Source organism: Streptomyces alkaliphilus (assembly GCF_014141535.1).
GTDB lineage: Bacteria > Actinomycetota > Actinomycetes > Streptomycetales > Streptomycetaceae > Streptomyces > Streptomyces alkaliphilus.
In genome coordinates this window covers 1-11,117 of the sequence record NZ_VKHT01000063.1, presented here as the reverse complement: position 1 = coordinate 11,117, position 11,117 = coordinate 1, and the positions used below count along the sequence as shown (strand labels likewise).

Here is an 11,117-nt window from a genome sequence, read left to right as displayed (position 1 = left end):
CAGATCTGTATAAGAGACAGGTCGTACGGGGCCCCGCCCGGGCCGGGGGCCCCGGGCGGGACGCCGGGAGTTCACCGTCAGGGGTCAGGGCAGGGTCAGGATCTCCACCCCGTCCCGGGTCACCAGCAGGGTGTGCTCGAACTGCGCGCTCCGCTTCCGGTCCCCGGTGACCACCGTCCAGCCGTCGTCCCACATCTCCCACTCGTGGGTCCCCAGGGTCAGCATCGGCTCGATGGTGAAGGTCATCCCGGGGCGCATCACGGTGTCGGCGTTCGGGTCGTCGTAGTGCGGGATGATCAGCCCCGAGTGGAACGAGGTCGAGATGCCGTGACCGGTGAAGTCCCGCACCACCCCGTAGCCGAAGCGCTTGGCGTAGGACTCGATCACCCGGCCGATGACATTGATCCGCCGTCCCGGCCGTACCGCCTTGATCGCCCGGTTCAGGGACTCGCGGGTGCGCTCCACCAGCAGGCGGGACTCCTCGTCCACCGACTCCTCGCCGCCCACGAAGTACGTGGCGTTGTTGTCCCCGTGCACCCCACCGATGTAGGCGGTGATGTCCAGGTTCACGATGTCGCCCTCGCGCATCACCGTGGAGTCCGGGATGCCGTGGCAGATGACCTCGTTCAACGAGGTGCACAGCGACTTGGGGAAGTTCCGGTATCCCAGGGTGGAGGGATAGGCGCCGTGATCGCACAGGAACTCGTGGGCCACCGCGTCCAACCGGTCGGTGGTCACGCCGGGCGCGATGTGCGAGGCGGTCTCCGCCAGCGCCCGGGCGGCGAGCCGACCCGCCACCCGCATCCGCTCGATGGTCTCCTCGTCCTGCACCTCGGGTCCCGTGTAGGGGGTCGGGGCGGGCTTGCCGACGTACTCCGGGCGCGGGATCGCGGCGGGTACCGAACGGTGGGGGGAGAGGGTGCCGGGAACGAGGAGCGACTGCGCAGACATGCCACCGAGTGTAAGCGGCGTCGTTCCGCCCGCCGGGGGCAGAATGATCGCATGGGCCTCTTCTCGATCTTCCGCCGTGACACCTCCGGCAAGCCGGGGGAGTGGTACTACTGCCTGCGCCACGCCGGGGTGGAGGAGGGGCCGGACTGCCCGGCGAAGGACCGCCTCGGCCCGTATCCCGACCGGGCCGGCGCCGAGCGGGCCCTGCGGACCGCCCGGGACCGGGACGAGGAGTGGCGCACCGACCCCCGCTGGAACGACGATCCGGGCAACGGGCCGACGGGCGGCCCGCCGCGACCCGGGGACCCCGGGCGCTGAGCCGAGGGCCCGCGTCCCCGCGGGAGCGGGCCCGCCCGGGGTGGCCCTGCTCACGGCCCCGCACTCCTTCCTTTGACAGGATGCCGCCATGACTGCCAACGACGCCCCCAACGACGCCGCGCCGGGTCCGGCCGCCAAGAAGCCCGCCGGGGACCCCCGGGACCTGCCCGACGTCTCAGACCTCACCATCGGCGTGCTCGGCGGCACCGGGGACCAGGGCCGGGGCCTCGCCCACCGTTTCTCCCGGGCCGGTCATCGCGTGATCATCGGATCCCGTTCGGCGGAGCGGGCCCGCGAGGTCGCCGCCGACGACCTCCTCTCCGGCACCGGTGTCGAGGGTGACGACAACGCCGGGTGCGCCCGCCGTTCCGATGTCGTGATCGTCGCCGTCCCGTGGGACGGACACGCCGCCACGCTCACCGCCCTGCGGGAGGAACTGGCGGGCAAACTCGTCGTGGACTGCGTCAACCCGCTGGGTTTCGACAAGAAGGGCGCGTACCCGCTGCGCCCGGAGGAGGGCAGCGCCGCCGAGCAGGCCGCCGCCCTGCTGCCCGACTCCCGGGTCACCGCGGCCTTCCACCACCTCTCCGCCGTCCTGCTGTGCGACCCGGAGGTGGCGGAGATCCCCATCGACGTGATGGTGCTGGGCGAGTCCCGGGCCGACTGCGAGATCGTGCAGGCGCTGGCCTCCCGGATCCCCGGCATGCGGGGGATCTTCGCCGGCCGGCTGCGCAACGCCCACCAGGTGGAGGCGCTGGTGGCCAATCTCATCTCCGTCAACCGCCGCTACCGCGCCCATGCCGGCGTGCGCCTGACCGACGTCTGACGCCGCCGACGGCCGGTGGGCCCGGGCGAGCCGCCCCGGGCCCGCCGGCCCGGACGCCCCGGGGGAGAATGGAAAGGTCAGCCCGTCCCCGATGTCCGGAAGCGCCCCCATGTCGCAGCCCCTGCCCCCCACCTCGGCCCGTCGGTTCTCCGTACAGGCCCTGATCGTCTGCGTGGCCGCCCTGGTGGCGGCGGTGGTCGCCTTCAGCCGGGGGAGCTGGTTGGGCATCATCTGGATCCTGTTGGCGGGCCTGGCCTCCAACCTGGCCTGGTATTACCACCGGCGGGCCCGTCGCGAGCGCGGCGGGGACTGACCCCCGGGGCCTCCCGGGGGTCACCGGGCCCCGCACGCGCGAACCGCCCGCCCCGTGCGGGGACGGGCGGCGTTCGACGATCGCGTCACGACCCCGAGCCGAGGCGCCGGGGCGATCGGAGGTCAGCGGAAGGAGTGCTCCGGGGCCGGATAGGTCCCGCCGGCCACGTCCTCGGCGAAGCCGCGGGCGGCACCCGCCAGCACCTCCCGGAGCCGCGCGTACTCCTTGACGAAGCGCGGCCGGCGACCGCCGGACCAGTCCGTCATCCCCGCCATGTCGGTCCACACCAGCACCTGGGCGTCGCACTCGGCTCCCGCCCCGATCCCCACCGTGGGGACGTGCAGGCCGCGGGTGACCTCCGCCGCCAGGTCGGCCGTCACCAGCTCCAGCACCACCGCGAAGGCGCCCGCGTCCTGAACCGCCTTGGCATCCCGCAGCAGTTGCTGCGCCGCCTCCTCGCCACGTCCCTGAACCGGGTGACCGCCGTAGGCGTTCACCGACTGCGGGGTGAGACCCACGTGGGCCATGACCGGGATGCCCGAGCGCACCAGCAGGTCGATCTGCTCGGCGGAGCGTTCCCCGCCCTCGAGCTTGACCGCCCCGACACCGGCCTCCTTCATCAGCCGGGTCGCGTTGCGCAGGGCCTGGACCGACCCCTCCTGGTAGCTGCCGAAGGGCAGGTCACCCACGACCAGGGCCCTCCGGGTGCCGCGCACCACGGCGGCCGACAGCATCAGGACCTGCTCCATGGTGACCGGGACCGTGCTGTCGTACCCCAGGTGACAGTTGCCCATGGAGTCGCCGACCAGCAGCACCGGGATGCCGGCCTCGTCGAACACCGAGGCGGTCATCGCGTCGTAGGCGGTGAGCATGGGCCACTTCTCGCCACGCCGCTTGGCGGCGGCGATGTCCCGCACGGTCACGCGGCGGTTCGCGGTTCCGCCGTACAGACCGGTTCGGGAGGTGTCGTCCCCACCGGGGGAGGAGTGGGCAGGGGTGTGCGTCCGCGTCATCGCAGTACTCCGTTTCGTCGTCTCGAAGCGCCGTTCACGGCGTCCCCGGATCCCCTCCATGGTCGCATCCCCTCCCGGTCCCGGAAAGCCCGGAAACCCCGGGGGCTCCGGGGAGGCGCCGGGACCCCCGCCCTCCCCGGGGCCGCCCGCGCCGGCGGGCGGTGCGGGCGGAGCGGACCGCGCCGGTCGCCGACCCGGGCGGGGTTGGTAGCGTCCGCCCCGGGGCAGGTGGACCACGACCCCGCCACCGTCGACGGGGGATCGGGCGGTAGCGGGACGAGGGACCTCCTCCGGCATTCGACTCACCCGGTGACGGGTCCGGGGAATCCGGGGAATACGGCCCGTCCCATGGCACAGCGGCACGGTCAGCGAGGGTGACAGATGGCAGACAGCGACAACCCGTCCGTCCCGGAGGCGAAGGCCGGGCGGCCCCCCACCGCCATGGCGGCCGAGGCGCCGACGGTGGCGGACCCCCCGCGGGGCGGGGACGGCGGTCGCGGCGCCCGGTGGCGCCGGCGACGTCCCGCGGGAACCGATCCGGCCGACGGCGACCCGCCGCGACCCCGCAGTTGGCGGGACGGGGCGGGACGCTGGCGACGCGGCAAACTCGTGGTCCTCGCGGCCCTGGCGCTCTCCGCGGTGATGCTGCTGCACTCGCGCATCCCCAACGCCATCGGCAACATCGGCAGCCTGGTGCAGACCTTCCTGCCGTGGTTCGGTCTGCTGGTGCCGGTGCTGCTGGTGTGTGCGCTGTTCAGCCGGTCGATCACCGCCGTGGCGGCGGTCACCGTCTCGGCCCTGGTGTGGATGAACCTGTTCGCCGGCCTGCTGGTGGACAAGACCGGAGAGGGCGGTGCGCTCACGGTGGTCAGTCACAACGTGGACGCGGAGAACCCCGACCCGACCGCCACCGCCCGACAGCTGATGGAGACCGACGCCGACCTGATCGCCCTCCAGGAGATGCCCCGGGGAGAACTGGCGCAGTACGCCGCCACCCTCGGTGAGGAGTACTCCTACGCGGCGGTGGAGGGCACGGTGGGGCTCTGGAGCCGTTACCCGTTGACGGACACCGAGCCGGTGGACCTCGGCCTGGGCTGGACCCGGGCCCTGCGCACCACCGCGACCGTCCCGGAGTTCGGGGACATGGCGGTCTACGTGGCGCACCTGCCCTCGGTTCGGGTGCAGTTCCGTGCCGGTTTCACCGCCGGCCAGCGCGACGACTCGGCCAACCGGTTGGCCCGCGCCATCGCGGATGACCCGCACGAGCGCGCGATCCTGTTGGGGGACCTGAACGGCACCATGAACGACCGGTCCCTGGCCCCGTTGACCTCGCAGCTGCGCTCCACCCAGGGTGCGGCGGGCGCCGGGTTCGGGTTCACCTTCCCCTCCGAGTTCCCGGTGACCAGGATCGACCACATCCTGGTGCGCGAGGTGGAGCCGGTCTCCTCCTGGTCCCTTCCCGTTACCGGGAGCGACCACCGGCCGGTGGCGGCGCGACTGGACCCCTGAGCGGCCCTCGCGGGCACCGCCCGGGAGAGGGAAGAACCGCGGGAGGGGCGGAACCGGTGGTGATCGGTCCCGCCCCTCCCGCGGTTCGTGACCCGGTGGCGGCTCAACCGGCGGCCGGGGTTTCCCGCCATCGGCTGGTGATGGGCAGCCGGCGGTCCTTGCCGAAACCCTTGCCGGAGATCTTGGTGCCCGGCGGGTACTGACGCCGCTTGTACTCGGCGGCGTCCACCATCCGCAGCACCCGGGTCACCAACTCGGTGTCGAAGCCGTCCGCGACGATCCCGGCACCGCCCATGTCCCGGTCCACGTACCGTTCCAGGATCGCGTCGAGCACGTCGTAGTCGGGCAACGAGTCGGTGTCCACCTGGCCGGGCCGCAGCTCGGCGCTGGGCGGCTTCGTGATCGAGTTCTCCGGGATCGGCGGGGTCTCGCCGCGCCGCTCGGCCTCGGCGTTGCGCCACCGGGCCAGCCGGTATACGGAGGTCTTGTAGACGTCCTTGATCGGACCGTAGGCCCCCACCGAGTCGCCGTACAGGGTGGAGTAGCCCACCGCCAGCTCGCTCTTGTTGCCCGGGGCCAGGACGAGGTGGCCCTCCTGGTTGGAGATGCCCATCAGGAGGGTGCCGCGCAGCCGGGCCTGGAGGTTCTCCTCGGCGAGACCGGTCAGCTTCACCGCCTGCGTGTAGGCGTCGAACATGGGGGCGATGGAGACGGTCCGCAGATGCAGCCCGGTGCGCCGGGCCATCTCCGCCGCGTCGTGCCGGGAGTGTTCGGAGGAGTAGCGCGAGGGCATCGACACCCCGTGCACCCGATCCGGTCCCAGCGCGTCGCAGGCGATGGCGGCGCACAGGGCGGAGTCGATGCCGCCGGACAGGCCGATGAGCACCGACCCGAAACCGTTCTTGGTGATGTAACCGCGCAGGCCCGCGACGAGCGCGCCGTACATCTCCGCCTCGTCGGAGAGCGGTTCGGCGACCTCGCCCGGGTGCTCCGGCTCGTACGCCGGGACGGGGTTGGCGGAGAGCGTCAGGTGGTCGACCCACATCCCGTCGGCGACCGTCCCGGAGGGCGGCTCGTCCCCGGCGGCGGGCAGTTCCAGGTCCACCACCAGGCACTCGGTGGTGAACTGCGGGGCCCGGGCGACGACCTCGCCCCGGGCGTCGACCACGATGCTGTCGCCGTCGAAGACCAGATCGTCCTGGGCGCCGGAGAGAGCCACGTAGGCCAGCGCGCAGCCGGCCTCGCGGGCACGCCGGCGCACCAGATCCAGGCGGGCGTCGTCCTTCTTCACCTCGTAGGGAGAGGCGTTGATCGACAGCAGCAGGCCCGCCCCGGCCTCCCGGGCGCCGGGCACCCGGCCGCCGTCCTGCCACAGGTCCTCGCAGATCGCCAACGCCACATCCACCCCGCGCACCCGGATGACCGGCAGGGTGCGGCCGGGCACGAAGTAGCGGAATTCGTCGAAGACGCCGTAGTTCGGCAGGTGGTGCTTTGCGAAGGAGAGGGCGACCCGCCCGCCGTGCAGCACCGCGGCGGCGTTCTGCGGGGAGCCCGCCGGCCGGCCGAGGCGCGGGTGACCCTCCGTGCTGCGGTCCAGGTAGCCGACGACCACGGGCAGGTCGCCGAACCCCTCCCGGTCCAGGCGTGCGGCCAACTCCGCCGGCGCGGCGCGGGCGGCCTCGACGAAGGAGTGGCGCAGCGCCAGGTCCTCCACGGGATAGCCGGTGAGCATCATCTCCGGGAAGGCCACCAGGTGGGCCCCGTGGTCGGCGGCCAGCCGGGTCATGCGGATCACCTCCTCGGCGTTGCCGGAGAGGTCACCGACGCAGGAGTCGGTCTGGTTCAGGGCGAGGCGAAGCTGGGGCACGCGCCCGAGTCTACGCCCGTAATCGTCCAACTGACGCTATCGGCCGAACGGGGGAACCCCGGCGTGTCGCGCGGGGTCCGCCCCCCTCGCCGGGGCTCATTCCCCTTGGGCGGGGCTCATTCCCCTTGGGCGGGGAAGGGCACCTCCCAGTGGATGCGGGTGCCCCCGCCCTCCGCCGTCCCCGGCTCCAGCCGCAGGACACCGCCCAGCAACTCGGCGCGCGAGCGCATGTTCAGCAGACCGCCGCGCGGTTCGTTGTCACCCAGACCCACCCCGTCGTCGGTCACCGTCAGCACGATCCGGTCGCGCACGCTCAGCGCCACGTCCACCCGGCGGGCCCGGGCGTGGCGCAGCGTGTTGCTCAACGCCTCCGCGAGGACCGCGAGCAACTCCTCGGCGACATCCGCCGGGACCCGGGCGTCGACCGCCCCCTCCACCCGCAGCGACGGCGTGAAGCCCAGATGACCCCCCACCTCACCCACCGCCCTGGCCAGGCGGCGGCGCAGCGAGGCCGGATCACCACCGCCCTGCTCGGCGGTGCGCAGCGCGAAGATCGTGGATCGGATGATCTTGATGGTCTCGTCCAGGTCGTCCACCGCCCGCCCGACCCGCTCGGCCGCCGCGGGGTGCTCGATCAGCGGAGCGGCACTCTGCAGGGTCATCCCGGTGGCGAAGAGCCGCTGGATCGCCAGGTCGTGCAGATCGCGGGCTATTCGGTCCCGGTCGTGCAGGAGCGCCAACTGCTCGGCCTCGGCCCGGTGCCGGCCCAACTCCAGGGCGAGCGCCGCCTGGGCCGCGAAGTTCGACAGCAATCCCACCTCGGTGTCGTCGAAGCGCGGGCGTCCCGCCAGCCGGGTCAGCCGCAGCGCGCCGCCGCTCTCCTCCCGGGTGGGCATCGGCACCGCCACCGCCGGGCCGTGGTCCTCCTCAACCCCCGGCGAGAGCCGGGCCCGCGGTTCGGCGCGCAGATCGCCGGCGACCACCGGCTCGCCGGTGCGGGCCGCCACCACGGCCAGGGACTCGTCACCGGGCAGGGTACTGCCCAGCAGCCGCTCGGCGGGCTGCCCCTCCGCCACGGTGATCCGCAGCCGATCGGTGTCCTCGGCGGGCATCAGCACGCAGGCGCTGTCGGCGTCGGCCACCTCCATGGCGCCGCGCGCGATCAGCCGCAGCACCTCGTCCGGCGGGGAGCCGGACAGCAGGCTCCGGTTGATCCCCGCCAACGCCTCCAACCATCGGGTGCGCCGTCGGCTCTCGTGGTACAGCCGCGCGTTGTCGATCGCCACACCCGCCGCGACGGCCAGCGTCCCGAGGACGGCCTCGTCCTCCTCGTCGAATTCCGCGCCGCCGCGCTTCTCCGACAGGTAGATGTTGCCGAACACCACCTCGCGCACCCGGATCGGAACGCCCAGGAAGCTGTGCATCGGCGGGTGGTTGGGCGGGAAGCCGTGACTGGCCGGATGCTCGGTCAGATTCCGCAGCCGCAGTGGCTCCGGTCGGTGGATCAGCTCGCCCAGGATGCCCTGACCGCTGGGCAGTTCCCCGATCCGGGCGGCCTGCTCCGGATCGAGCCCCACGTGCACGAACTGGTCCAGCTCATGGTGGTCACCGATCACGCCGAGCGCGCCGTACTCGGAGTCGGTCAGGGCCACGGCCGCCTCGATGATCCGGCGCAGCACCTGCTCCAGGTCCAGCTCGCGCCCCACGCTCAGCACCGCGTCCAACAGGCTGTGCATGCGGTTCTGGGTGCTGCGCGCGGCGTCCAGGCGGGACTGCAACTCCTCCAGCAGTTGGTCCAGACGCAACCGGGGGGAGCGCGGCGAGGAGCCGTTCCCGATGGTCCCGCCGTTCCCGTCGTCCCCCCGCCCGGTGCCTTTCTGCCCGCGAACGACGGCCCGGGGTCCGTCGGGGGGGTCAGGGGTTCGTGACGTACCCCGTCGTTCGGTTCGCTCGCGCTCTTCGCCGCCCGGCATTCGCCCTCCGCCGTGCTCGCCGTCATGGTTCATCCGTCCAAGCCGGGGCCATGATCCCATGAGGCACGCCCCGGGTGGAGGGGTCGGTCAAGGGACGGGAATCCGGAGCCGGACCCCCGCCGGGACCGGCCCCGGGCCGAGCCCCGGGGCCGTTCGGCCCCCGCACACGGCCTTCCCGGCCCCGGGCGATTCACCACGGACCGGGCACCCTGCGGATACGGGGACCCGTTTTCGGCATCGGTGACCCCGAGGCGTGAGGGAGGCCGGTCATGAGCGACACCATTCAGGGAACAGGGATCCGGGAACACGACCCCGGAGTCATTGGTTCCGCCACCGCGATCGTCCCCGACGACGTCCCCGTCCGCCGGGGGGACACCGGTCCGCCCGGCGGACGGGTGCTCGTGGGGGTGGACGGCTCCGAGCACTCGTTGCGCGCCCTGGAGATCGCCGCCGCCGACGCGGCCCGCCGGGGGGCGGCCCTGGAGGTGCTGTGCGGCTGGCCCTGGGACCGGGAGCCCGGCCCCGCCGGCCGCTCGGCCGAGAGCGGCCGGATGCGCTACCGGGCCACCCGGGCGGTGGTCGAGGAGGCCGCGAACCGGGCCCGCGCGCACCACCCGGGGCTGCGCGTGGTCTCCTCGCTCACCACGGAATCGGCACCGCGCGCCCTGGTGCACTTCGGGCGCAGCGCGGCGTTGACCGTGGTGGGTGCCCGGGGGTACGGCGGGTTCGCCGGGCTGCTCATCGGCTCGGTGAGCCTGCGGGTGGCCTCGCACACCGAGGGGCCGCTGCTGGTGGTGCGCCGGGATCCGCCCCGGCCGGCCGGGGCGGTGCTGGTCGGCATCGAGTCCGAGGCCGACACCGACGCGGTGGCCTTCGGCTTCGAGGAGGCCCGGCGACGCGGCGTTCCCCTGCAGTTGTTGCACGCCTGGCCGCACACCGAGGACGGGGACACCGCGCAGGAGGTGCCCCGACTGGCCGCCGCGCCCTTCCGGGACGCCCACCCGGACACCGTGGTCCAGCCGGTGCACGTCACCGGTCGGCCGGCCCCGGTCCTGGTGGAGGCCAGCCGCACCGCGTCGGTGCTGATCCTGGCCACCCACCGTCGGCCGCGCCGGCTCGGGCTGCGGTTGGGGCCGGTGACCCACGCCGTCCTGCAGCACGCGCACTGCCCGGTCCTGCTGGTTCCGGTCACCTGAGGGGAGGTGTTTCCGCCCGGCACCCGGCACCCCGCTTGTTCCGCTTGTTCCGCCCACCGGAGGGCCCGGAACCGGCCGTTCGGCCCCGGCGGGGCCGGTCGGCCCTGCCCCGCACGGCCCGGGCCGTGCGACAGTGGTGGCGTGAGGACGTACGGCGCCCGACCTCCGGGACGGGACCGTGCGGGCCGGCACGGGGACGGTACGGGACCGGCGACAGGGACGGTGTGATGACGGAGACGGGCACGGGCGACGGCCCGATCAGGGTCTTTCTGCTGGACGACCACGAGGTGGTGCGTCGCGGCCTGCGGGATCTCCTCGGGGCGGCCCCGGGCCTGGAGGTCGTGGGCGAGGCGGGTACCGCCCGCGAGGCGCTGGCGCGGGTGCCCGCGGTGCGGCCGGACGTGGCGGTTCTGGATGTCCGGCTCGGCGGCGGCGACCCCGCCGGTGACCACGAGGGCATCGAGGTCTGCCGGGAACTGCGGGCCCGCATGCCGGAGTTGGCCTGCCTCATCCTGACCTCCTTCGACGACGACGAGGCCCTGTTCGACGCCATCATGGCCGGGGCCGCCGGCTACGTCCTCAAGCAGATCAAGGGCTCCGACCTCATCGAGGCGGTGCGCACCGTCGCCGCCGGGCGCTCCATGCTGGACCCGGGCGCCACGGCCCGGGTGATGGCACGTCTCCGTGAACCCGAGGACAACGACGTGCCGCCGGAGCTGGCCCGCCTCTCCCCCCGGGAGCGGGAGATCCTGGAACTGGTGGGCGAGGGACTGACCAACCGCCAGATCGCGGGTCGTCTCTACCTCGCCGAGAAGACGGTGAAGAACCGCATCTCGGCCATCCTCGCCAAACTCGGCGTGAGCCGCCGCATCCAGGCCGCCGTGATCGTCGAGCGGATCCGCGAGCGTTCCTGACGCCCGGGAGCCCGGCGAAGGGGCTCGATCACGAGCCGAACACCCTCACCCCGGTGGGGGTGTTCGGCTTTTCCGGCCCGCCGGCCGGCCGTGAACCTCCCACCGGTTCCGCGGAGTTCACGAACCGTCCGGTCACAGGCCGCACGATGTCTCCTGTCCGGAGCGGTGGGGCGCGGCTACGCTCCGCTCGGTCCGACCGCGGGTCGGCCGGTGCCCCGTCACCGATGTCCCCCCGAT

The 11,117-nt window shown here is 73.4% G+C and carries 10 protein-coding genes; 6 read left to right on the top strand and 4 right to left on the bottom strand.

From position 1 onward, the window contains the following. Positions 1-84: 84 nt before the first annotated feature. Entirely contained in the window at positions 85-951 is an 867-nt protein-coding gene (map, locus tag FNQ90_RS04150; protein ID WP_143618309.1) for a type I methionyl aminopeptidase, read from the bottom strand. A gap of 51 nt (positions 952-1,002) precedes the next feature. Here map and FNQ90_RS04145 point away from each other — a divergent pair, with 51 nt between their 5' ends. The 3 genes from FNQ90_RS04145 (at position 1,003) to FNQ90_RS04135 (ending at position 2,408) form a co-directional block, all read left to right on the top strand. Beyond that, positions 1,003-1,269 carry a hypothetical protein gene (locus FNQ90_RS04145; protein ID WP_182605015.1) on the top strand — a complete coding sequence of 89 codons (267 nt, stop codon included), beginning with the start codon at positions 1,003-1,005 and terminating at the stop codon, positions 1,267-1,269. Positions 1,270-1,357: 88 nt separating this feature from the next. Next, positions 1,358-2,095: an NADPH-dependent F420 reductase gene (npdG, locus tag FNQ90_RS04140; RefSeq protein ID WP_182605014.1), complete on the top strand. Its 738-nt coding sequence runs from the start codon at positions 1,358-1,360 to the stop codon at positions 2,093-2,095. A 109-nt stretch (positions 2,096-2,204) separates the two neighbouring features. Continuing rightward, entirely contained in the window at positions 2,205-2,408 is a 204-nt protein-coding gene (locus FNQ90_RS04135) for a hypothetical protein (RefSeq protein WP_143618313.1), read from the top strand. 122 nt (positions 2,409-2,530) lie between these two features. Here the strand turns inward: FNQ90_RS04135 and panB are convergent, their stop codons facing one another. Further along, the gene (gene panB, locus FNQ90_RS04130; RefSeq protein WP_182605013.1) at positions 2,531-3,421 is read right to left on the bottom strand and encodes a 3-methyl-2-oxobutanoate hydroxymethyltransferase; all 891 of its coding nucleotides are present in this window, start codon (positions 3,419-3,421) and stop codon (positions 2,531-2,533) included. A gap of 441 nt (positions 3,422-3,862) precedes the next feature. On the opposite strand from panB, the gene FNQ90_RS04125 reads away from it, so the two are divergent. Further along, positions 3,863-4,930 (top strand): endonuclease/exonuclease/phosphatase family protein, encoded by a 1,068-nt coding sequence (locus FNQ90_RS04125; protein ID WP_182605016.1) that lies wholly within the window; start codon positions 3,863-3,865, stop codon positions 4,928-4,930. 103 nt (positions 4,931-5,033) lie between these two features. Here the strand turns inward: FNQ90_RS04125 and FNQ90_RS04120 are convergent, their stop codons facing one another. Further along, on the bottom strand, positions 5,034-6,797 hold the full coding sequence (locus tag FNQ90_RS04120) for an NAD+ synthase (RefSeq protein ID WP_182605012.1): 1,764 nt from the start codon (positions 6,795-6,797) through the stop codon (positions 5,034-5,036). Positions 6,798-6,913: 116 nt separating this feature from the next. Next, entirely contained in the window at positions 6,914-8,533 is a 1,620-nt protein-coding gene (locus tag FNQ90_RS04115) for a GAF domain-containing sensor histidine kinase (protein WP_143622095.1), read from the bottom strand. A 506-nt stretch (positions 8,534-9,039) separates the two neighbouring features. On the opposite strand from FNQ90_RS04115, the gene FNQ90_RS04110 reads away from it, so the two are divergent. Then, entirely contained in the window at positions 9,040-9,966 is a 927-nt protein-coding gene (locus FNQ90_RS04110) for a universal stress protein (RefSeq protein WP_182605011.1), read from the top strand. A gap of 227 nt (positions 9,967-10,193) precedes the next feature. Then, positions 10,194-10,880 (top strand): response regulator, encoded by a 687-nt coding sequence (locus FNQ90_RS04105; RefSeq protein WP_143622090.1) that lies wholly within the window; start codon positions 10,194-10,196, stop codon positions 10,878-10,880. Positions 10,881-11,117: the final 237 nt, after the last annotated feature.

Bases quoted from the DNA above. Each gene is read 5' to 3' on its own strand.
- map (WP_143618309.1), bottom strand. From the start codon at position 951: ATGTCTGCGCAGTCGCTCCTCGTTCCCGGCACCCTCTCCCCCCACCGT.
- FNQ90_RS04145 (WP_182605015.1), top strand. From the start codon at position 1,003: ATGGGCCTCTTCTCGATCTTCCGCCGTGACACCTCCGGCAAGCCGGGG.
- npdG (WP_182605014.1), top strand. From the start codon at position 1,358: ATGACTGCCAACGACGCCCCCAACGACGCCGCGCCGGGTCCGGCCGCC.
- FNQ90_RS04135 (WP_143618313.1), top strand. From the start codon at position 2,205: ATGTCGCAGCCCCTGCCCCCCACCTCGGCCCGTCGGTTCTCCGTACAG.
- panB (WP_182605013.1), bottom strand. From the start codon at position 3,421: ATGACGCGGACGCACACCCCTGCCCACTCCTCCCCCGGTGGGGACGAC.
- FNQ90_RS04125 (WP_182605016.1), top strand. From the start codon at position 3,863: ATGGCGGCCGAGGCGCCGACGGTGGCGGACCCCCCGCGGGGCGGGGAC.
- FNQ90_RS04115 (WP_143622095.1), bottom strand. From the start codon at position 8,533: ATGCACAGCCTGTTGGACGCGGTGCTGAGCGTGGGGCGCGAGCTGGAC.
- FNQ90_RS04110 (WP_182605011.1), top strand. From the start codon at position 9,040: ATGAGCGACACCATTCAGGGAACAGGGATCCGGGAACACGACCCCGGA.
- FNQ90_RS04105 (WP_143622090.1), top strand. From the start codon at position 10,194: ATGACGGAGACGGGCACGGGCGACGGCCCGATCAGGGTCTTTCTGCTG.